Annotated in this window: 17 protein-coding genes and 4 pseudogenes; 10 read left to right on the top strand and 11 right to left on the bottom strand. The window is 71.1% G+C overall.

Annotation, left to right across the window (positions count from 1 at the left end; all coding sequences use genetic code 11):
• Nucleotides 1-11 precede the first annotated feature (11 nt).
• The 3 genes from ABD350_RS19935 to ABD350_RS19925 all read left to right on the top strand — a co-directional run bounded on the left by ABD350_RS19935 (nt 12) and on the right by ABD350_RS19925 (nt 2,446).
• The gene (locus tag ABD350_RS19935; protein ID WP_030794315.1) at nt 12-539 is read left to right on the top strand and encodes an NUDIX hydrolase family protein; all 528 of its coding nucleotides are present in this window, start codon (nt 12-14) and stop codon (nt 537-539) included.
• A gap of 103 nt (nt 540-642) precedes the next feature.
• Nucleotides 643-1,143, top strand: a complete 501-nt coding sequence (locus tag ABD350_RS19930) for a hypothetical protein (RefSeq protein ID WP_344349536.1) — start codon at nt 643-645, stop codon at nt 1,141-1,143.
• Between the two features lie 10 nt (nt 1,144-1,153).
• Entirely contained in the window at nt 1,154-2,446 is a 1,293-nt protein-coding gene (locus tag ABD350_RS19925; protein ID WP_344349535.1) for a hypothetical protein, read from the top strand.
• Here the strand turns inward: ABD350_RS19925 and ABD350_RS19920 are convergent.
• Together ABD350_RS19920 and ABD350_RS19915 are read right to left on the bottom strand one after the other, a co-directional pair.
• Nucleotides 2,423-4,801, bottom strand: coding sequence for a hypothetical protein (locus tag ABD350_RS19920; RefSeq protein ID WP_344349534.1), 2,379 nt, complete (start codon nt 4,799-4,801; stop codon nt 2,423-2,425). The two genes, ABD350_RS19925 and ABD350_RS19920, sit on opposite strands and share 24 nt — an antisense overlap.
• 210 nt (nt 4,802-5,011) lie before the next feature.
• On the bottom strand, nt 5,012-7,216 hold the full coding sequence (locus tag ABD350_RS19915; protein WP_344349533.1) for a hypothetical protein: 2,205 nt from the start codon (nt 7,214-7,216) through the stop codon (nt 5,012-5,014).
• Between the two features lie 303 nt (nt 7,217-7,519).
• On the opposite strand from ABD350_RS19915, the gene ABD350_RS19910 reads away from it, so the two are divergent.
• The 3 genes and pseudogenes from ABD350_RS19910 to ABD350_RS19900 form a co-directional block, all read left to right on the top strand.
• Entirely contained in the window at nt 7,520-8,431 is a 912-nt protein-coding gene (locus ABD350_RS19910) for a methyltransferase domain-containing protein (protein ID WP_344349532.1), read from the top strand.
• A 98-nt stretch (nt 8,432-8,529) separates the two neighbouring features.
• A complete protein-coding gene (locus ABD350_RS19905) occupies nt 8,530-9,183 on the top strand; it encodes a hypothetical protein (protein WP_344349531.1) in 654 nt (217 codons plus the stop codon).
• A 363-nt stretch (nt 9,184-9,546) separates the two neighbouring features.
• Nucleotides 9,547-9,846: pseudogene (locus ABD350_RS19900) on the top strand (PucR family transcriptional regulator); the annotation flags it as partial.
• A 282-nt stretch (nt 9,847-10,128) separates the two neighbouring features.
• Here ABD350_RS19900 and ABD350_RS19895 read toward each other — a convergent pair.
• The 5 genes and pseudogenes from ABD350_RS19895 to ABD350_RS19875 all read right to left on the bottom strand — a co-directional run.
• A pseudogene (locus tag ABD350_RS19895) lies at nt 10,129-10,325 on the bottom strand (IS701 family transposase); the annotation flags it as partial.
• Between the two features lie 373 nt (nt 10,326-10,698).
• The gene (locus ABD350_RS19890) at nt 10,699-11,184 is read right to left on the bottom strand and encodes a GNAT family N-acetyltransferase (protein ID WP_344349530.1); all 486 of its coding nucleotides are present in this window, start codon (nt 11,182-11,184) and stop codon (nt 10,699-10,701) included.
• A 361-nt stretch (nt 11,185-11,545) separates the two neighbouring features.
• Nucleotides 11,546-11,941, bottom strand: a complete 396-nt coding sequence (locus tag ABD350_RS19885; protein ID WP_344349529.1) for a hypothetical protein — start codon at nt 11,939-11,941, stop codon at nt 11,546-11,548.
• A 631-nt stretch (nt 11,942-12,572) separates the two neighbouring features.
• Nucleotides 12,573-13,384: pseudogene (locus ABD350_RS19880) on the bottom strand (LLM class flavin-dependent oxidoreductase).
• Between the two features lie 839 nt (nt 13,385-14,223).
• Nucleotides 14,224-14,640, bottom strand: coding sequence for an ATP-binding protein (locus ABD350_RS19875; protein WP_344349528.1), 417 nt, complete (start codon nt 14,638-14,640; stop codon nt 14,224-14,226).
• A 155-nt stretch (nt 14,641-14,795) separates the two neighbouring features.
• Here ABD350_RS19875 and ABD350_RS19870 point away from each other — a divergent pair, with 155 nt between their 5' ends.
• Nucleotides 14,796-15,230, top strand: a complete 435-nt coding sequence (locus tag ABD350_RS19870) for a helix-turn-helix domain-containing protein (RefSeq protein ID WP_344349527.1) — start codon at nt 14,796-14,798, stop codon at nt 15,228-15,230.
• Nucleotides 15,134-15,889 (top strand): NsdA family TPR-like regulatory protein, encoded by a 756-nt coding sequence (locus ABD350_RS19865; protein WP_486388604.1) that lies wholly within the window; start codon nt 15,134-15,136, stop codon nt 15,887-15,889. Before ABD350_RS19870 ends, ABD350_RS19865 begins: the two co-directional genes overlap by 97 nt.
• Nucleotides 15,890-15,907: 18 nt before the next feature.
• Here ABD350_RS19865 and ABD350_RS19860 read toward each other — a convergent pair whose 3' ends face one another.
• The gene (locus tag ABD350_RS19860) at nt 15,908-16,759 is read right to left on the bottom strand and encodes an IS5 family transposase (RefSeq protein ID WP_344349525.1); all 852 of its coding nucleotides are present in this window, start codon (nt 16,757-16,759) and stop codon (nt 15,908-15,910) included.
• Nucleotides 16,760-16,912: 153 nt separating this feature from the next.
• Between ABD350_RS19860 and ABD350_RS19855 the strand changes: the two genes are divergently transcribed.
• Nucleotides 16,913-17,721 (top strand): IS5 family transposase gene (locus ABD350_RS19855; protein WP_344349524.1). Its coding sequence is split into 2 segments (ribosomal slippage): nt 16,913-17,230 and nt 17,233-17,721, totalling 807 coding nucleotides; the frame shifts between segments, so codons are not numbered across the junction.
• 567 nt (nt 17,722-18,288) lie between these two features.
• Here ABD350_RS19855 and ABD350_RS19850 read toward each other — a convergent pair.
• Nucleotides 18,289-18,492 (bottom strand): cold-shock protein, encoded by a 204-nt coding sequence (locus ABD350_RS19850; protein WP_344349523.1) that lies wholly within the window; start codon nt 18,490-18,492, stop codon nt 18,289-18,291.
• A gap of 583 nt (nt 18,493-19,075) precedes the next feature.
• On the opposite strand from ABD350_RS19850, the pseudogene ABD350_RS19845 reads away from it, so the two are divergent.
• A pseudogene (locus ABD350_RS19845) lies at nt 19,076-19,239 on the top strand (NF041680 family putative transposase); the annotation flags it as partial.
• 744 nt (nt 19,240-19,983) lie between these two features.
• Here the strand turns inward: ABD350_RS19845 and ABD350_RS19840 are convergent.
• Nucleotides 19,984-20,256, bottom strand: a complete 273-nt coding sequence (locus ABD350_RS19840; protein ID WP_344349522.1) for a hypothetical protein — start codon at nt 20,254-20,256, stop codon at nt 19,984-19,986.
• An 82-nt stretch (nt 20,257-20,338) separates the two neighbouring features.
• Entirely contained in the window at nt 20,339-20,599 is a 261-nt protein-coding gene (locus ABD350_RS19835) for a hypothetical protein (RefSeq protein ID WP_344349520.1), read from the bottom strand.
• Nucleotides 20,600-20,608: the final 9 nt, after the last annotated feature.

Below are 20,608 nucleotides of genomic sequence, written 5' to 3'. Positions count from 1 at the left end.
CAATGTCTGACATGACCGAGACCACGCCCGGCTGGCTGACCACGGACGAGCTGGAGATGGCCAGGGCCCGGATGCCGATCCTGTACGTCGAGGCCGTGCCGGTGCGCGTGGACGACAGCGGTGAGGTCACCAGCATCGGACTGCTGCTGCGCATCGGCCCGGACGGCACGGTCAGCAGGACCCTGGTCTCCGGCCGGGTCCTGCACCACGAGCGGGTCCGCGACGCGCTGCTGCGCCACCTGGAGAAGGACCTCGGCCCGGTCGCCCTGCCCCGCGTCCCCGCCTCGCTCCAGCCGTTCACGGTCGCGGAGTACTTCCCGACGGCGGGCATCACGCCGTACCACGACCCGCGTCAGCACGCGGTGTCCCTGGCCTACATCGTGCCGGTGACCGGAGACTGCCGGCCCCGCCAGGACGCGCTGGACCTCGTCTGGTTCAGCCCGCAGGAGGCCGCCTCCCGGGCCGTGCAGAGCGAGATGCCGGGCGGACACGGAGTGCTGCTGAAGCAGGCGCTGGCGCACGTCGGGCTGGTGTCCTGACCACACCCGGGTCGTGACCGGCACAGGACGGTGACGGTGGCGTGTACCCGGCATGACTATCGTGTGCTCCGTCAGGGTGAGCCGATCGTGGCCGGGAGTGCGCGTGCGGGAGACGGGCCGGCTGCCGCTGCCGCTGCCGTTGCGGAAGGGCGGGTCGCGGTGGAGCACGGTGGTCGCCGAGCGCAGTGTGCTCGGCGTCGTGCACAACATCACGTCCGCCACGCGGCTGCTGGACCTGCTCGCCGTCTTCGAGGGCGACGAGCGGATCCAGGTGTTCTTCACGCGTACCGGTTCCTCCGAACTCGACGGCGGGACGGACGAATTCCTCACCTCGCACGGAATGGCGCGGATTTCCTGGCAGGAGGCGCTGTCCCAGCCGTTCGACCTCGCCGTGGCCACGAGTCGCGGCGGGGAATTGCACCGAATTCCCTTTCCCCTTATAGGTGCGCCGCACGGAGCCGGATACAATAAGGTTTTGGCCGGGAGCCGGGAGCCGGGAGCCGGGAGCCGGGAGCCGGGAGCCGGGAGCCGGGAGCCGGGAGCCGGGAGCCGGGAGCCGGGAGCCGGGAGCGTTCGGGCTGACCTCGGAGTGGCTGGTCCATGAGGGGCGGGTCGTGCCGGCCGCGATCGTACTGTCCCACGACGAGCAGCTACGGCGGCTCGCGGACGGCTGCCCCGAGGCGGTTCCCCGCGCCGTCGTCGCCGGTGATCCCTGCCTGGACCAGCTCAGCGCCGGACTGCCCTTCCGGGCGGCGTACCGGCGTGCCCTCGAACTGCGGCCCGGCCAGCGCCTGGTGGTCGTCTCCTCGACCTGGGGCCGTGACTCGGTCCTCGGCGCCCCCGGTGCGGAGGTGCTGCGCCGTGCGCTCGCCGAACTCCCGGCCGACGAATTCCGCGTGCTGGCCGCCGTGCACCCCAATGCCTGGTACGGGCACGGGGCCTGGCAGATACACCACTGGCTCGCCCCGCTGACCGAATCCGGATTGCTGCTCCCGGCGCCGGAGACCGAGACCTGGAAAGCCGCCTTGTGCGCGGCCGATTTCCTCATCGGCGACCACGGATCGCTCACCCTGTACGGCGTCGCCCTGGGAATTCCGTGCGTTCTGGGCGCCTTCGGCGACTCCACCGTAGCCCCCGGTTCCCCCATGCACCGCCTCGGCCGGCTCCTCCCCCGCGTCTCGCGCGCCGTACCCCTGCTCCCCCAGCTGCTGCACGCGGCCCGCATCCAGCCGGACGACCCGGAACTGGCCACGCTCCGGCAGAGCGTGACATCGGCGCCCGGCGAGTCGGCCCGGCGACTGCGCCGGCTGTTCTACACCTGGCTGAAGCTGCCGGAGCCCGCGCACCCGGCGGCCACCCGCGCGATACCGGTCCCCTCCCCCGGCCCCGCCACGCCCCGGCTCCCCCATCTGCCGGCCACCCTCGTCACCGCCACCGCCACCGGGGCCGGGGCCGGCGGCGGTGTCACCGTCCGGATCCGGCGCTTCCCGGCCGCGGCGCAGCGCGCCCAGAGCCGGCACCTCGCCGACGCCCATCTCGCCGCCGACCCCGACGACCCCGACCCCCGCTGGCCGCGCTCCGCCGACGTGCTGCTGGTGCCCGCCGAGCGCGGACTGCTCCCGGACGAGGTGAGCGGGTCCTCCCTCCCCCGGCGTTTCCCGGGGTGCGGTCTGGTGGCCGTCGAGGAGGCCGGTCACGGCTGTACGGCGCTGTTCGCCGACGGCACCCGGCTCCAGGCCCGCTGGACCGCGCGCCCGGCCTGGGCGTCGTTCGCCGTCGCGGCCTCGGCCGCGCACGCCTGGGTGCGGTCCGGCCCGGTCCCGCTCCGGCCCGGCACCCGGGCGCGCCTCACCGTGCGGGCCGGTGATCATCCGGAGGCCGGGCTAGTCGAGTTCACCGTCCGCTGAACCCACGGGGCTGTGGCGGAGGCGGCGCCGGGCCTCCTCCGCGCGCGGGCTGCGGGCCTGTTCGAACAGCGTGCCGGCGGCGGCCCAGTCGGCGGCCGCCCGGTGCGCGTCCCCCAACCGCCGGTGAACGTCGCCCCGCAGCAGGCGGGCCACCGCGAGGAAGTACCCGGAGCCGCCCTTGTCGATGCCGGCGATCGCCTCGTCCAGCGCCCGCAGCGCCTCCTCCGGCCGGTCGCAGGCCAGCCGGTCCTGTGCGTACCGCAGCCAGGTCTTGCCGATGTTGAGCGCGATGTCCGGCCCGTCCCCCAGCCGCCGGAACCGCTCGCGGACCTCGCGCAGCGTCCGTTCGGCGTCGTCGTGCCGGCCCAGCGCGGTGTACGCGGCGCCCTTGTGGTAGGCGAGCAGGGCGCGCCCGCGCGGGTGGGCGAGACCGCCGAGCGCCGTCTCGGCCCTGGTGAGGAGATCGAGGGCCTGCCCCGGGCGGCCCAGCTTCAGCTCCAGCAGCCCGAGCGCCTCCAGCGCGCTGGACTCCGTACGGGCCTCGCCCTCGCCCGGGACGGCGCCGGCGCCGCGTGCCGACTCCCGTGCCGCGTCGAGGTGTTCGCGGGCCCGGCGCGGGTCGTCCTCGGCGAGGCTCCACCGGTCCAGGCGGGCGAAGCCCAGTTGGTAGTGCATGCGCGCCACGGCCAGCCGGTCGCCGTCGGCGCGGGCCGCGGCGAGGCCGGTCTCGTGGGACTCGATCCACTCGGCGTGACTGCCGGTGCGCAGGTAGAACGTCCACAGCGCCTGGCACAGCCGCCACGCCTCCTCCTGCCGTCCGGTGGCGTGGGCGAGGCGGACGGCGGCGAGCAACCCGTCGCGGCGCCGGGCGAGTTCGCGTTCGGCGCGGGCGCCCTCCTCGGGGGTGCGCCGTACGTCCGGGTAGGCGTGGCCCGGGTCGTGGCGCCAGCGGGAGGACAGCGCCGCCTCGGCGGCCTCGGCCGTCTGCCGCAGATGGCGGACGAACCAGCCCGTCACGGCGTCGCGTTCGGCGTCGGTGTCCTCCCGCTCGGCGCGGGCCGCCGCGTGGTCGTGGACGAGGGGGTGCAGGCGGTAGGCGTCCACGCCGTCGCGCTCCACCAGCCGCGCGGAGAGCAGTTCGTGCAGGCCGCGCCGGGCGGTGGCCGGTTCCCGGTCCGGGGTGAGGGCGTGCACGGTGTCCAGGTGGATGTCGGTGCGGGGCAGGGTGCCGAGGCGCCGGTAGAGGCGGGCCGCGTCGGCGCCGAGGCGTTCGTAGGCGAGGTCGAGTGCGCCGGGCAGGTCGTGGGTGTCGTCCACGGCGAGCAGTTCCCATCGTGTGGTCCGGTCGGCGAGCCGGGCGGTGATGTCCTCCAGGGTGCCCGGCACCGGCGTCCTGAGCTGCCCGGCGACCAGGCGCAGGGCCAGCGGCAGACCGCCCAGGTGCCGGACGATGGGCCGCAGCCGGTCGGGGTGTTCGGTGCTGCGGCTGACCTTCAGCAGGAGTTCCAGGGCGTGTTCGTCCTTCAGCGGGGCGATCTCCACCGGTTCGAAGTCCAGCAGGGCGTCCAGGCCGGCCGGCACCCGCTGGCCGGTCATCAGGACGACGTGCCCCGCGGAGTCGGGGAGCAGGGGCCTGACCTCGGCGGGCCTGCTCACGTTCTCCAGGACCAGGACGGCCGGCCGGGACCGCAGGTGCCGCCGTACCAGGGCCGCCTTCGCGTCGGTGTCGGCCGGGCGGTCCTCCCGGGCCACGCCGAGCTGGTCGAGCCAGCGCTCCAGGAGGGCCGCCGGGTCGGCGGGGCGTCCGCGTTCGTCCCGGGCGAGGTCGGCCTGGAGCAGCTCGCCGGGCAGGTCGCCTCGGCGGGACTGGAGCCAGCGGCGGAGCGTGGTCCGCTTGCCGACACCGGGCAGTCCGCACAGGAACATCGCGGTGGTCGCGCGGGCCTCGGCGCAGCGTGCCCAGTGGTCGTTCATCGCCTGGAAGACGGGGACGTTGTTGACGTAGTGCAGGATGTGGCCGAGCGCGACCGGTGCGGGGCTGCGCTCGATCGTCGCCGCGACCACCTCCCGCAGCCGGTGCCCGGCCTCGGGGTGGGCGCCCAGGAAGTCCTGCAGCCGCTGGGCCCACGCTTCCTCTACGGCGTCGGCGGTGTCCTCGTCACCGGCGCGCCGGGCGTCCAGCAACTCCTGCCGGGTCCGCTCCAGTTCCTCCTCCGCCGCCGCCTCGTCCGCGGGCGCGCCCCGGCCGAGCAGCGTCGCGAAGCGTCTCCTTCCCCACCCCCACACGTCCTGCAGGGCCAGCGTCACGAGACTGCTCGCGCCCATGCCTGCCAGGGCCAGGATCTCCGCTTCCACAGCACTCCCCCACGTTCCGGACGGTTCCCGCCCACCGTAGAGATCACCGGGCCCTACGCACAGGCGATCCCACCGACGAGTGACGGCATCCGGCCATCCCACGCCCGTGGCCGGCCCCGCCGTCCCCCCGGGGCCGAAGTGCTTCGACGAGTGGCCGTGAACGGCACTTCCACGCCCGGGGTACGCCGCCCCCGGCCGGGGGGCGGCGCATCAGGGGGCGGTGTCGAGTCGCCGCCTTTCGGCCCGGTCCCGAAGGTCGTCGACGATCGCACGCCACCGCCGGGAGCCCTCCCAGTCGCCGTACTCGTGGCCGTCGGGCCCCCGGGCCGCGAGCTCGTCCAGCTGCTTGATCAGGGCATCCGGTGCGACGGGGGCGTGGTGGGTGCGCTCGTCGCCGAGCCGGCCGGCGATGTGGTGGAGTCGGTGGGCGGCGCGGTAGTAGGAGAGCTGGGTGTCGGTCAGCCGGCGCGCGGCGTAGCCGCCGCACTTGCTGCACCAGTCCCAGTCGTCACGGGCCAGCAGGTCGGACACACTCAGGAGATCGTCGGTGTGCGCGAGCCCCCGCTCCCCCGTGTGGCGGCAGAACGGTGAGTGACCCTTGCCTTCGAACGCGGGATCCGCGTTCGTGGCGTAGATCTGCACCGGTCCCAGCACGCCCAGCGGTATGCCGCTGCCGCCGCGACGACGGCCCGCGCCGGGCAGCCGGAACGGTCTCAAGTCCAGCGGGCCGGGCGTGAGCAGACCCTGCCAGACCGCGACCGGCAGCGCGCCGGGGCGGCCGGTGTCGAGGCTCCGCAAGTCCGAAACGCCGCGTGCCATGGCGAGCGTCCGCAGAGTGTGCTCCTTCGCACGCTCGTCATACGCCCACCGGACGGCGGCCCGGGCCCCCGCCGCGAGGCCCGCGTCGGCGCCGAAACGGTCGTCCTCCCCGGCGCCGTCGTGGCCCGGGTGGGTCCCCTCCTCGGCCTCCGGCGAAAGTCCGACGTCCTTGAGCCACGGACCGATGACGCTTTCGGGGAGGTCCGACGCGCCGGCGACGATGACACCGTGCCAGCCCCGTTCGACGCGTCTTTCGATGGCGTCGAGCGGGAGGACTTCCGCTCCCCCACCCGACGAGAAGACGATGTACAGCTGGTCGGCGGCGTACGAGAAGGTCCGCAGCGCCCGCAGGTGGGCGCGGGTGACCGGCCGGCGGTCGAAGACCGGGGTGTCGTCGAAGACCCCGGGCCGTACGAAGCCGGGCCGTTCCCCGGGGACGGCCTCGGCCGGCGCCGTTCCGGTTCCCCGCTCGCACGCGAGCGGGCCTGAGGAGGCGAGGAGCCTGTCGGCGACGAGGGTGGGGACTTTCAGCGTCAGGGCGCCTCGGCTCCAGTCGGCGGTCACGGTCCACGTCAGGAGCACCCCGAGGGTCCACTCGTCCAGATCGTCCAGAACTCCGGACACGCCCCTGCGCGAAGGTTCCTCAGGACGCTCCGGCAGACGCGCCGTGACCCACTCCGCCGGAGTCGCGTCCGTCGTCGCGGCAGCCGCGCGGGCCTCCTCCTCCCAGGACCGGATCAGACGGGCGGCCCCTTCCAGAGCTTCTTCGCGCCCCTTCTTGCGCGATCTGATGTCCTCGACGAGGTCATAACGCCTGATCGCCCGCGATGCGGGTCGCTCCGAGCCTTGTGCGGCGGAGTACTGCCACCCGCGCCACAGAGCGCTCAGGCGTGCGAAGATCCGGCCGCGGTCGCCCAGCACCGCGAAGGCGGGATCGTCCACGGGCAACGGGGGCGTGTCCAGTGCCGCGGCCGCAGCGGCTACGACGAGGCCGGCCGGATCCACGAAGAGGGCCGCCTGCGCCCGCACGGTCTGAAGGTAGTTCTCCTTCGCCAGCACCTTCGGCCGCGCCCACTCCGTCAGCCAGGGGAAGTGGGCGATGGCGGTCTGCGCTCGGTGAAGACTCCCCGCGGCATGACGCCAGTGGGACAAGACCCGCTCCCGCAAGGCGTCGGCCTCCCTACGCGCTTCCCACCGCCCGTCGCCCTCGTCGCCCTCGTCCCCGGCGTCCCGTTCCGACCGCAGGAGCCCGGCCGCGGCCCGCACCTCCTCCTGGGTCCAGTACGCGTCCTCGTCCGGCTCCGCATAAGCCCCCAGCTGGTAAAGCAGTCCCGCTCCGCCGAGCGCTCCCATGAAGACGCCCAAACCCGATGTCGGCCGCACGCTCGGTCCCCAGTCCGCGCAACCCGAGCAGAACCTGTCCACCACCTCCGCGTTCAACGGCACCTCGGCCGTCGTCACGTTGGCGGTGCGGAGCAGGCCGCAGTCGCTGCGGACATGCAGTCTGGCGTTCCTGCCCTTCGCCGAGTAGACGGTGATCCCGGTGCCCTCGAACGGCCCGAGAGGTACGTCGGCTGTCAGCATGCGGTCGCGCACGGACTTCCCCCTTCTCCCGGACTACGAGCCTAGGGCCCGGCACCGACAGTCGCCGTCGGCGGCTTCGCCCCCGCGCGTAGACTCATGACATGGCGTTCATGAGCACCCCGCACTACTGCTTTCTGTGACCGGAAGGCGTTGAGGGCGCTGCCGGACGGCACCGCCCTCTTCGGTGTGCCTGCTCCGTGAACCGCGTTTCCGACGCCGCCCGTTCCCTCGCCGCCCGTTCCTTCCCGAGGCGGTGACGCTCCGAGCGCGTGTGCAGGCACGGTCTCTTCCCTTCCCCCTTGCCAGGAGTGCCCTGTGCCTGTGTCGCTTCCCCCTGCCCTCGGACTCTCCCTCGATCTGCTGCGCTGCCCGGCGTGCCGCACGCGCCGCCTGCACCCCGGCCGCGGCGCGCTGCGCTGTCCGGCGGGTCACGCCTACGACATCGCCCGCCACGGCTACGCCGCCCTGCTGACCGGCACCCGCGCCACCAGCGGCGACGACGCGGCCATGGTCCAGGCCCGGGACCGGTTCCTGTCCACCGGCGCCTACGCGCCCATCCGCCGGGCCGGGGCCCGCCTGGCGGCCGACTCCATATCCGGACAGGCGACGGTGGTGGATGTGGGATGCGGCACCGGCTACTACCTGGCCGGCGTACTCGACCGGTTGCCCGGCGCCCGCGGCCTGGGCCTGGACACCTCGGTGCGCGCGCTGCGCTCCGCCGCCCGTGCCCACCATCGGGCCGCCGCGGTCGCCTGGGACGTCTTCCGGCCCTTCCCGCTGGCCGATCAGGTGGCCGATGTCGTGCTGGACGTGTTCGCCCCGCGCAACCCCGCCGAGTTCCACCGTGTGCTGCGCCCGGCCGGCCGGCTGATCGTGGTCCGCCCCACCGACGGGCACCTGGCCGAACTGCGCGGCCGGGTGCCCGCGATGGTCACGGTCGACCCGGCCAAGGAACAGCGCCTGCACCGGGCACTGAACCCTTTCTTCGAGGCCGTGACCACCGAACGGGTCGAGTACTCCGTGCCCCTGGCCGGGCCGGACGCCCTGGACCTGGTGGCCATGACACCGAGCGCACACCACGTGAGCCGTACAGCCCTGGACGCCGACGGCCTCCTGCCCTACCAGGTCACCGTCTCCGTACTGGCCACCGCCTACCGGCCCCGGCGGCCACCGGCAGGCACGTACGCCTGCCGACCGGCGACCAGGAACGCGTGCACGAGCAGGTAACCCACGAAGCCTTCCCCGGCGTCGCCCCGTTGGTTCCCTGGGCGGCGCCTTCCGCGCCGAGGCGCTCCGCATAGGATCACCACCGGAGGGGTGGTGGCATGACCATGAGGAACTACCGGTGGGGCGTGGCGATCGCGGCGGCACTGCTGCTGGCCGGCTGCGGCGGTGGCGCGGAGAGCGGCAGCGGGAACGGCAAGGCGGTGGCGCTGACGAAGGAACAGGTACGGGAGGCGTTGCCGGACGGCGACGCCATGCCGGGCTGGACGGAGTCCGCTCGGCCCACGGCCGTCGGGATGGACAAGCTGTACCGTTCGACGGCCTGCCCCATCAAGGGCAACGCGGGCTGCGACAACTCCCGCTTCTTCGGCGCCTCGACCTTCCGGCACGACGACAACGCCGCCACCGTCACCTTTCTGATCGTCGCCTACGACAGCGAACAGGCCGCCCGGGAGGCGTACGACGTGCTCTGGGAGGGCTACTACGGCAAGAGGGCGGGGCAGCGGGCCAGGACGTTCGGGATCGGCCCGGTCGGTGACGAGCGCGACGCCCGGTTCGGCACCTCCGGCTTCCGCGGCGAGCCCGGCGCCGTGACCCAGGCCCGGGTCGGCACGACGCTGCTGTGGACCGAGACGGCTGCCACGGACAAGGGCGGCATCGACGAGGACGCGATCCGGGACCTGGCCACGGTGCTCGCCAAGCGGGCCCGCCAGGCCCAGAACGGGGACGCGCCTTCCGCCTCGCTCGACGGCTGACACGCGGCCACGCCGGGGACCCGGCCCCTCTTCCTTCCTAGGAGTGGTTCAGGCATACGCCACCTCCCCGACTGGGAGCCCCTCTATACGGACATCCTCACCACGGGGTCTGCCATACCTTCGCGCCTTCTGTGCTCCTGATCGCCGCGGCGAGGTGGTGGGGCCGAGCACTCAGCGGGTCAGCCCCAGCGGATCGGATCGCCGGCGCCCACAGAGCGGAGACGGGGTTGGGCATCGATCCGGACCAGGCCAGGATCGCTACGCGGGATACGGTGGCGCACCTCGTGCATGTCGTCTCCGCGAGGGTGACCTGGTGAGGGCGTTCCGTGCGGCCCCCTTCGAGCGGCGGCGCCCCCGGCCGGTGTGGGCGCGGCTCACCGGCTCCTGCGCCCCGGGCTGTGCGACGTCGTGATCACCGGCGGTGCGGAGGCGGCCATCACGCGCTCGGGGACGACCGGCATCATGGCCATCACCCCGGACAGCGCGGTCCTTTTGCAGTGCTACACCCGGCCGGTCGACGAGAGCGAACTCGCCGACCAGGCCACCAGCATTCTCGAAACGCTGCGTACGTACCTTGACGCGTCCACTGCTCCGGTGGTCGGGGTGGGCGGTGTCCAGGGCAGCCTGGCTGAAGCGCGGAGCTCGTACGACGAAGCACTCGTCGCTGCCCGCGCCGCGCGCCGGATGCCCCACCCGGAGAACATGGCCAGCTACGAGACGCTGGGCGAGCTCGCCGTACTCCTGCGCCTTCCTGATGCGGCGCTCAACGAGTCGCTGCTTGCCCAAGCCATGGCAGAAGCGTTCGAGCGAGCCGCGCAGGGCCATCTCCGATTGGCCTGGTGGCTCCGGAGACGGACTCAACTGCACGACGCCGACCACGACGTGCGGGGTGTCGGGAAGCAGTCCCTCGGTGAGAAGCCGCTGGCGCGCAGAGACGCGGGCGAGGTGGATGCGGTCCGGGCCCGTATGGCTTCCTCCGCCGGCGTCCAGCCGTTCTTCCGCTGCAGCGGAGCGATCAGGCCCCGCCAATAAGCCAGTGCCGGCTCCCACGGCTCCCACCTGCTGAAACGGTGCACGAACCGCTTAGGCGCCGCGTCCAGTTCACCCGTCCACAACCTGACATCAGCAAGGCCGCCACCCATAACCACACCGCCGACCGACCCGGCCCCGGTCACGGCAAGCACGGTCGCAGTACTAGCCCCCGCCTCACGGCCCGCGTCCGGCGGGCGCTGCCCGCCACGGCACACCGGTCCGAGTCCGGAACCGTATGCCGTCGATCAACCGCCGCCGCGGCCACACGGGGGCCGCCCCGCCCTGCCACCCTTCGGTAACAACGGCTCCAGCACCGCCCGGTCTCGAGGAGCAGGTGCGGCAGCGCCGGGTCCTCGCTCGGACAGCGGGCCTGCACAGGCTTGCACGATGCTCGGAAGAGGGTGGGTGCCGCACCTCATGTCAGATGTTCTTACCGGCACGGACACGAACACCCACCCGCGAGTTCCGGCCGGAGGGACTCGGCTACGGCCGGCCGCCCTGATCTCCCAGGGCATTCAGCGCTTCGCCCGTGAGCCGGTACACCGCCCACTCGTCCTGGGGGCGGGCGCCCAGTGCCTCGTAGAAGTCGATCGCGGGGCGGTTCCAGTTCAGGACCGACCATTCCAGGCGCTCGTAGCCGCGTGCGACACAGATGCGGGCGAGCTCCGTCAACAGGGCCTTGCCGTGGCCGCCACCGCGGGCCTCGGGGCGGACGTACAGGTCCTCCAGATAGATGCCGTGCACGCCCCGCCAGGTGGAGAAGTTGAGGAACCACAGCGCGAAGCCCACGACCTCGCCGTCGGCGTCCTCGGCCACGTGTGCGTAGGCGGCGGGGCGCTCGCCGAACAGGGCCTCGGTGAGCTGTTCCTTCGTCGCCCTGGCCTCATCCAGTGCCTTTTCGTACTCGGCGAGCTCGCGAATCAGGGTATGGATCACGGGAATGTCGGCGGGGGTCGCGGTACGGATCATGCCCCGAGTCTCACACGTGTGCCCGCCGGGCCCCAGGCCGGGTGCCGAGACGGGGTCGGATGCCCGACCGTACACATCGGCTCGGCCCCGCCGACCGCGGGCACCGCCATCCTCGACGTGGCTTCGGCACCGACAACACGACGCCCCACACCTCGGCCGCACGTGCCGCCAATAGTAGCCGCGGTCGGGCACGGAGCGCCAAGCGGGGCCCGCCGAACGCGGGCGGGGCCCCGCGTCGAGGCCGACGGTCGACGCCCTGACTTCGGTGCGCGCTACGCAGCGAGGCCCTTCGAGACGGTCGAGGTTCAGCGACACCGGACAGCTGAGCTCCATCGTCAACGAAGTCTGACCGATTCCGGCACTATTCGGTCAGAGTACTGGTACTCCTACGAGACTTCGATGCTCTGCGAGACAGGCGCGCGAGTTGGTGACCGGCGCCGACAGCGACGTAAAGCACGACCAGGACCCCGAGTGCGAGGTCGAGCCAGTCATAGGTCGCCTCCCTCAAGAACGCGGTCCACGCCCGGGCGCCCGCGACGGATCCGGCGCTGACCAGCAGGACCGACGCCACGGCGTGCAGCACCTTCGCAGCCCTGGGACGCCGCTCCTTGAGCAGGTCACCACCCGCGCCAAGCGCGACGAGGGCGGGGAAGGCATCGTGCGGCTCCAGGCGCCCCGCCCCGATCACGTCCACGATGGTGATCAGAACGCCGATCGAGCCGACGACCAGTGCGCCTTGAGATATACGGCGGCTCATCAATCCTCGCTTGCAGTCAGCCTTCGTTGGCAAAAGATCAACTTACGCTGTACTGGGGCACCGGCCGCGGCGCCCCCGGCAGCGCAGACGTCGCGCTCCACGCGGTACGCAGTCGACGTGGCCCCGGGCCGGCCGTCAGGTCGTCTTACCGGGTGCCGCGGCCGGTCGCCTGTACCACGCGGGCACTACGGGGGCGACCGCACTCACCGCGAGTCGTCCGCGCCCACGTCTGCCCCTGCTTCGGCCAGTTCGGCGGGCGCCAGACCGCTGCCTGCGCTCCAGCCGGACGGCGAGTGTGCCGGTGGTGGCCGGGGCGACTTGGGTCAGACGGCCGGCGGACTGCGGCTCGCCGTCGGCGGCCGAAGCGCCGGTGCGGGCGAGCGCGGCGAGGGGGCCGGCTCGGTCGGCGACGCTGCTGTTCCTTCAGGCGCTGCCACCCGGCTCCTGCGGTTCGCTGATCGGTGGCCTCGCTCTCTGCCTCGCCACCGTTGGCACGGTCACCATGAGTGCCGGTTTGGCCGCAGGGAATCGGTGCGGCTATTGGGCAGCTGCTGCCCTGGCTGCTCGATGGTGCCCAGCAGGCCGGCCGGCAGGACCGCCTTCGGTTCCCGTGGGGCCGCGGACGCCGTGCTCATCGGGCGGCGAACGGGACGATGCCCGCCTCGACGGTGCGCGGACCTCCCGGATACCGCCACAGACCGCGCTTCGCCAGTACCGGCAGAACACCTTCCCCGAACCAGTACGCCTCCTCCAGGTGCGGCACCCCGGACAGCACGAACTCCTCGATGCCGAGGCGGTGGTACTCCTCGATCAGGTCGGCGACCTCCGTGTGGCTGCCGACCAGTGCCGTGCCCGCGCCACCGCGGACGAGGCCGATGCCCGCCCACAGGTTCGGATAAATCTCCAGGTTGCCGGTGTCACCGCTGTCGTACAGCTCGCGCATCCGCCGCTGCCCCTCGGACTCGCTGGTCGCGAGGCCCTGCTGCACCTCCCTGATGCGTGCGGGGTCCATGGCCTTGAGCAGCCGCTCGGCCTCGGCCCACGCCTGCGCCGACGTGTCCCGGCTGATGGTGTGCAGGCGTATGCCGAAGCGCACCCGCCGGCCCTGCGCGGCGGCCAGCGAGTGTACCCAGTCGATCTTCTGCTTCACCTGCTGCGGCGGCTCCCCCAGGTCAGGTACACATCCGTGTACCGTGCCGCCACCTCGCCGGCCGCGGGCGAGGAGCCGCCGAAGTAGATGCGCGGCGCCGGTTCCGGCAATCGGCTCAACCTGGCGCCCTCGATGCGCAGGTGCTCGCCGTGGTGGTCGACCGTCTCGCCCGCCCACAGTCGCCGCACGATGTCGAGGAACTCCCCGGTGCGGGCGTTCCGCTGGTCCTTGTCGAGGAAGTCGCCGTACGCGCGCTGTTCGGTGGATTCGCCGCCGGTGACCACGTTCAGCAACAGCCTTCCGAGCGACTGCCGTTGGTAGGTCGCGCCATCTGCGCCGACAGCGTCGGGCCGATCTGCCCGGGGCGGAAGGCCACCAGGAACTTCAGCCGCTCGGTCACCTGCGTCAGCATGGTCGTGGAGGGGCGCTCCCCCACGGCTGTGGCGTAGGGGAGCGTCGTCGACCTCAGCATCGGGGAAGCCCCGTTCGACGGTTGAGGCCGAGGCGGGTGTGGATGCTGCGGGCGAAGTCGGCGATGGTGCCGTTGCTGCGGAGCAGTTCCATCGGGGGAATGATCACCGCCGCCGGCGCGACACTTTCCGCACACCTCAGCGCGGTCCGCGCTCCCCGCTCGCTCCCCGGCCCGATCGTCATGACCCGCTGACACCGGTCAAGGGAGCACTGGTCCCCAACCGGTCCCCGGAAACGGCCGAGGGCCGGTTTCGGATGTCTCCGAAACCGGCCCTGACCTGCGACTCTCACGAGTCGGGACGACAGGATTTGAACCTGCGACCCCTTGACCCCCAGTGAACGAAACACCGTCCAGGGGGTCCGTGAGATCCAGGGAGTGCAGAAACGTCCAGGTCAGCGCCACAAAATCCGCGTCAGTCCGTGCAGTCCGTGAGACCTGTGTGAGACGGCGAAGCCCCGGCCCGGTGGAGTTCGCCGGCCGGGGCTTCGCGCGCCCTGGGGCAGTCAGTGCTGCTCGTCGTCCTCGGGCTCTCCGCCGACGGCGGGCGGGTGGGTTCAGCAGGGGCCATACTGATCCGCAGGCATCCGTCCGTACCGAACAGCTCGACCAATTGCGACAGATGGGCGCGGGCCGCACTGCGGCCGGGGGTCTCTCCCGTCGTCACCCGCGCCCCTCCAAGTCCGCCCATACGACCTTGCCCCAGCGCCGCTCATCCGTGCCCCAGTCGGCGGCCGGCGCCGCCACGAGACGCAGGCCGCGCCCGCCCTCTTCGTTGTCGTCCGCTTCGCGCTCCACCGGCCGCGTCCGGGAGAGGTCCGCGACGCCGACACGCACCCGCGCAGCGTCGGGACGGTCGACGACGACTCGGATGGACTCCCGCCGGGCGTGCTGCACGGCGTTGGCCACCAGCTCGGACACGATCAGGGCCCCGTCCTCGGCCAAGTCGTCCAGTCCCCAGACAGCACAGACGGTACGAAGCAGGCGCCGGGCGGTGGCTGCGCTCTCGGGCTGCCTCGGCAGGGTCTCGCTGTACCCGGGGTGCCCGGTCTGGCGGGCCCGGGTTGCAGGTTGCGGCATGTCGGTCTGCTTCCTTCAGATCGGCCAGCCCCGGGGCCGTTCGCGCGGTCGCCGGGGCGCTTCGCGTTCAGGTAACCGGGGGGCGTGATCGTGCGGAGGAGCCAACCAGGGGGCCAGGGAGGGGCAACACTAGATACGGAAGGGGGCCACTCACCATGAGCGACACCACCGAGCGACGCCGCGAGTTCGGCGCCTGCCTCTCCGGTCTGCGGCGGGACTCCGGCCGCTCGCAGCGGCAGTTCGCCGCCGTGCTGTGCGCCGTGTCTGGCGCCCAGTCGATCACGCGGAACGAGGTCTCCCGGTGGGAGCGCGGGAAGCGCATCCCGGACGTGTGGCTACCCACCTTCGCCCAGGTACTCGGCGTGCCGCTGCGTGAGCTGGAGCAAGCAGCCGCGTACGCCCGGGGGGACGCTCAGGCCAGACTGCCCGGGGTCGCGGCCACCCTCGCAGACCTGCTGCCCGACGGGGATGCACTGGAGCCCTTGGCGGCCCCCTGCGGCCGTCGGATCGGCGCCACCACCGTGGAGGGTCTGGCGGCCCGCGTGCACGGCCTCCGGCTCGCGGACGACGTGCTGTCCGGCGGGACCTGATCGCCCCCGCCTTCCGTGAGCTGCGCGCCGCCGTCCGGCTGTACCGCGAGTCCGACCACTCCGAGGAGACGGGGCGCGGACTGCTCGTACAGATCGGGGAGTTGGGCCAGATCGCCGGGTGGATCGCCTCCGACGCCGGGCACGGTGAGGACGCGGAGCACGCCTACCGGCTCGGGCTCTCGGCCGCCCGCCAGGCCGGGGACGCGCCGCTGGTGGCACAGCTCGCGGGCAGCCTCGGCTACCACCTGACGAACAGCGGCCGGGAGCGGGAGGGCCTGGAGTTGGCGAAGGCGGCCGTTGCGGAGGCCGGGCCGGACGCTCCGGCCACGACGCGCGCCCTGTTCCTCGATCGCGTGGCGTGGGCGCATACGCGTGCCGGGGAGGCACAACCGGCCCTGCGGGCGCTCGGGGAGGCGCACGCCGCCCTGGACACCACGGACGGCCCTCCGGCTCCGACGTGGGCGTACTGGGTGAACCGCGAGGAGCTGGAGGTCATGGACGCCCGGGTGTTCACCGAGCTGCGCCGCCCGCTGCGCGCGGTGCCGCTGCTTCAGGACGTGCTGGGACGGTACGACGCCACGCACGCCCGGGAGGTCACGCTGTACCGCTCGTGGCTGGCCGTGGCGCTGGCCGACCACGGGCACTTGTTGCTCGCTTAGAGAGCATCTGATCAACGTTCACGCCGCTGTGCATGAGATGTCCGTTTCGATTCGCCAGGTTGGTGTGGATTCTCCGGTCAGCTCGCGGGACATTTTGTTTGCCATCGCCCAGTGGATCATCGTCCGGGATCGCTGTGGGAGAGCTTCGTAGTCCCGCGCCAGACGGCGGTGCTGCATCAGCCAGCCGAATGTCCGCTCGATCACCCACCTCTTCGGGAGCGGCTCGAACCCCCTCGCGTGTGACCGCTGTACCACCTCGACGTCGATGCCCAGTCCTGCGCCGTGGTTGAAGATGCTGTTCTGGTAACCGCCGTCGGCCCAGACCTTGGTCACGCTGGGATGGGCCGCGGCCAGGTCGTCGAGCAGGAGCTTGCCGCCGGCGGTGTCGTGGACGTTCGCGGCAGTGATGAGGACGGCGAGCACCAGACCGAGCGTGTCCGTGATCACATGACGTTTGCGCCCTTTGATCTTCTTGCCGGCGTCGATGCCCTGGTCGGTCTCGGCGACGTTCGCCGAGGTCTTCACGCTTTGCGCGTCCACCACGGCCGCGGTGGGCTCCGGACTGCGGCCGTGAGCCCGCCGGGTCTTGTCCCGCAACAGGTCGTGGACCTGCTGGGTGGTGCCGTCGGCTTCCCACTTCGCGTAGTAGTCGTAGACGGTCTTGTACGGCGGGAAGTCGTGCGGCAGATACTCCCACGGGATGCCGGTGCGGTTGACATAGAGAATCGCGTTGACGATCTCCCGCAGATCGTGCACCCGAGCTGCCGTGCCCGGTCCGGTACGTCCCGCCCGCCAGGCGCTGAAGACCGGTTCGATCAAGGCCCAGCGGGCGTCGGACACATCACTGCGGTACGGACGACGAGCACTCATGCACCGTGCAACGACCGCCAACGCCACCAGTCACAAAACCATCCCAGAACACCAACTACCTAGATCAGATGCTCTCTTAGAGCTCGTCATACGATCTTGTGGATGTGTGCTGGTGGGGCGTGACCGGTACGACGATTACGCCGTTCGTGAGGTGTGGGAAGTCGACCGTGGATCGTGGAGGATGAACTGTGGGCGCTGATCGAGCCGTTGCTGCCGCCCTGGCCGCAGAAGGCGCCCGGCCCGAAGCCGGTCGATGACCGACGGTGCCTGCAGGGCATCCTGTACGTGCTCTACAACGACATCAGCTGGCAACTGCTGCCACTGGAGCTGGGATTCGGCTCGGGACAGACCTGCTGGCGTCGGCTGGGCCGGTGGCACGAGGCCGGCGTCTTCGACCAACTGCACCGCATCCTGCTCGCCGAACTCCATGCGGCCGACGCCCTGGACTGGACCCGGGCGTGCGTGGATGCCTCCCACGTCCGCGCCAAAAAGGGGGCGAGGCAACCGGCCCGTCGCCGGTCGACCGCGGGAAGACGGGCAGTAAACACCACCTGATCTGCGACGGGAAGGGCACCCCGTTCAAGGTCATCACCACCGCGGCCAACGTCAACGACGTCACTCAGACCCTGGCCCTGGTCGACGGCATCCCGCCCGTCGCCGGGAAGCCGGGCCGTCCGCGCAGGCGCCCCGACGCGCTACTGGGCGACAAGGGCTACGACAGCAACCGCAATCGGCGTGAGCTGCGCCGACGCCGCATTTTGCCGGTGATCTCCCGCAAGGGCGCCCCGAACATCAAGGACCTGGGCAAGCTCCGCTACGTCGTTGAACAGACCTTCTCGCTCCTGCACTACTTCAAGCGCCTGGCCGTTCGCTGGGAAAGACGCCTCGACCTGCACGACGCCTTCGTCTCCCTGGCCTGCGGCCTCATCTGCTGGAGACGTCTCAAGAACGCCCGCCCATGATCGTGTTACGGGCTCTAAGCATCCATGCACACAGCGCTCGACACGCCACGCGTTTCCCGGCAGATTTGCCCGATGGCCAATGGTGGATCAGTAATTCTCCTTGACGCCCACATTACTTACTGGACCATGAACCAGGGCACGTGACCGGCAGTGCGGCACTTTTGGGGAAAGGTGGGGAATTCTTTGGTCGATGCAGTTCACGAATGACGTCCGAACATGACAAGAAAAGCCCCCTTGTGTCGTCAATAGAATTTCAGATCACAGCTCTCGACGCGCTCGCCGGAACTGCCCCTATCCCGAGCGTGCAGACTCCGGGCATACATCCGGACAACCCCAAGGATTTGTGGAGTGCGAATCTCAACCTGGAAGCAAGAGCCGAGTGCCCGGGCGTCCGCCGTAGTGCGGCTGTAAAGCGTTGCTTCTGCACCCCCTGAAGGATGCTCCGTGTGCGGTAAGCCCACGGGTTTGCTGGTGGTCGCCCGCAGGCGAAAGCGCTGCGGGAAACGCGAGCAGCTGGGGCCCGCACCCCGAAGGATGCGGGCCCCAGCTACAAAGTGCGCGTGAGCGTCAGGCGAGAACGATGTTCTCGGCCGTCGGGCCCTTCTGGCCCTGCGCGATGTCGAAGCTCACCTTCTGACCTTCGAGCAGCTCACGGAAGCCCTGGGCGGCAATGTTCGAGTAGTGGGCGAACACGTCAGCGCCGCCACCGTCCTGCTCGATGAAGCCGAAGCCTTTTTCCGCGTTGAACCACTTCACGGTACCAGCAGCCATGTCATTTCTCCTTTGGGGCAGTGCATCGGCGCCCGCACTGCACGGCCACCGCGTCGCCGCGATGATCACCCCGCCGGAAAAAACCCGGATATACAAAAGCGCTTCCAGCGACGCAGGGGCGGGCCGGAGGCACTTGAAGTTTCGGGAACCACAACTGCAACTGAGATCGACAGTAGCACGCCGCAGCGGCCCGTGTGCGGTGAAGAACCACACTCCGCTTATTGCGGCAAAGAATCTGTCTGCCTGTTCCGTCGAAATCTCGGGTCGCGAGTACAGATATCGGTATACCCGCGCCACGTCTACGGTCGATGTGTCTGGCCAACAAGGCAACTCTCACCGTGCCCTGCCGCTGACGAGCCCCTGGTCACCAGCTCGACCTCTCACCTGTCTTTCCGGGCGCCCACTCCGTCCGCGCACGGGGGCCGAAACCCGGACTTGCGGCCACCGGCAGGGGCCCAGGTGGCGCCGACGGTGAGCTTCCACCGGCCTCGAACGGTGTTTCGACGAACTGGGGCGCTCACCTGAGGGCTCGCCCGACGTGGGGGCGACCTTCGTCCGATCACGTGCTCCGGCCAAGGTGCACGTGACCAAAGACGAAGGCCGTGAGGGTCCTGCTCCGCCTGATGCTGTCCGGAGGGAAGCGTTCGCGGAAGCGTCACGGTTCGGGGGCGACGATCCGCCCGGCGCGACAAGATGTTCGAGTTGGTGGACGCTGTGCTGTGCGCGGACGGTGCGGTGAAATCCCCGAGGACGTGGTTCCGGTACGGCCGCTCCGGAGGGCGCAATCAGTCGTGCCGGCCCTCTCTACCTGACCGGACCCTCATCTTCTCCTCCCTGTTCGTCAGGCATGTCCAGGATGGCCTCTCGGGTGTAGTGCGGGCTCCCTGGAGGTGGGGCCGCCCCAGGGGCCATGAGTTCGGCGAGGAGCCTGCTCAGGTCATCAGTGGATAGCGCCAGGCCCAGGGTTTGCACGATGCGCAGAGCGCAGTCCCGGATGGACCGAGCGCTCTTCTCGGACGCCGCCGTGCTCCTGATCTCGCCACACACTCGGCTGAACTGCTCGGCACTGATCGTTGGCCGACTAACCGGTTGCGCCATGGTGCGCTCCTCCTGGGAGAACGGGCCGTTCCACCCGCACTTCCAGGAAGCGCTGAGCACACCCCAACGGCAACTGGAGAGCGCCAGCGCGCAGGCGCTCGACCAGAGGCGCTCGGAAGCACCACCTCAGCCTCCAGGCGGCAACGACTGGCCCGTCGGGACAAGGACGTCTTGGTTGCGTCACTCGCGGAGATCGGCCGAGCGGATCACGCCTTCACCCTGTGCCGGTGACGCAACGGCCCCGGCGTATGCACACCGGGGCCGCCCTTCCGGGCCGTTGCACGTGAGAGTGCGCCAGCCCACTCACCAGGGTATGCCCAGGATGCCTTGTCGGTCATATGGGAGGACGTGGCCGCCAAGCGGCGGGCCGCCCTGAGCGCGGCTCGGGCAGTGTCAGTCACTGTCCTTCTCCTCGGTCTCCATGAACTGGATCCCCTTGTGCGTCAGTGTGACCATCGCGGGTGTGTTTCCTCGAGCCCAGTCGACCTGGATCAGCCCCTCGGCCGCCAGATACATGCAGGCGGCGGCCAGGTCCTCCTCGGGCATAGCGAGATCCCCGCGCAGCTGCGCCCCGGTGAGGCCGAGCAGGCGATTGCCTTCGATGGCCTCGTAGAGAGTCTTCATGATCGCCTGGCGGTAGTGCTCCCGCTCGTGCAGTGTCGCCATGGTCGCCCGCCTCTCGTGCCGGCACCGACGGAAACCCGTACGTCTGGGGCGGTGTCCTCCTCCTCCGCTGAGGCCCATCTCCTCAGATTTCGTCCGGCTCTGTGTGCTCGTCCCCGGAGGACCGGCTGGTCAACAGCCAGGAGCGCACCGGCTCCGCCACGCGTCTGGTGTCCACGGTGAGGTGGAGGCGTGTTCCGCCGTCGGCCCCCGCGGGGTAGCCGCGCGCCTCGGTGGCGGCGAAACAACGGCGGAGAACCTCCGCGACATGGCGAGCCGCCTCCGGGTCCGCGGCGACGATACGGATCTCCGCGTGCCCGGCTGACGGCAGTTCCGGTGACTTCATGGTGACCCC

Source organism: Streptomyces nogalater, from assembly GCF_039532885.1.
Lineage (GTDB): Bacteria > Actinomycetota > Actinomycetes > Streptomycetales > Streptomycetaceae > Streptomyces > Streptomyces nogalater.
The sequence above is the reverse complement of the archived record's forward strand: the minus strand, read 5'-3'. Positions and strand labels throughout refer to the sequence as shown.

Bases quoted from the DNA above. Each gene is read 5' to 3' on its own strand.
- ABD350_RS19890 (WP_344349530.1), bottom strand. From the start codon at position 11,184: ATGATCCGTACCGCGACCCCCGCCGACATTCCCGTGATCCATACCCTG.
- ABD350_RS19835 (WP_344349520.1), bottom strand. From the start codon at position 20,599: ATGAAGTCACCGGAACTGCCGTCAGCCGGGCACGCGGAGATCCGTATC.
- ABD350_RS19885 (WP_344349529.1), bottom strand. From the start codon at position 11,941: ATGAGCCGCCGTATATCTCAAGGCGCACTGGTCGTCGGCTCGATCGGC.
- ABD350_RS19905 (WP_344349531.1), top strand. From the start codon at position 8,530: ATGACCATGAGGAACTACCGGTGGGGCGTGGCGATCGCGGCGGCACTG.
- ABD350_RS19935 (WP_030794315.1), top strand. From the start codon at position 12: ATGACCGAGACCACGCCCGGCTGGCTGACCACGGACGAGCTGGAGATG.
- ABD350_RS19860 (WP_344349525.1), bottom strand. From the start codon at position 16,759: ATGAGTGCTCGTCGTCCGTACCGCAGTGATGTGTCCGACGCCCGCTGG.
- ABD350_RS19875 (WP_344349528.1), bottom strand. From the start codon at position 14,640: ATGCCGCAACCTGCAACCCGGGCCCGCCAGACCGGGCACCCCGGGTAC.
- ABD350_RS19870 (WP_344349527.1), top strand. From the start codon at position 14,796: ATGAGCGACACCACCGAGCGACGCCGCGAGTTCGGCGCCTGCCTCTCC.
- ABD350_RS19850 (WP_344349523.1), bottom strand. From the start codon at position 18,492: ATGGCTGCTGGTACCGTGAAGTGGTTCAACGCGGAAAAAGGCTTCGGC.
- ABD350_RS19840 (WP_344349522.1), bottom strand. From the start codon at position 20,256: ATGGCGACACTGCACGAGCGGGAGCACTACCGCCAGGCGATCATGAAG.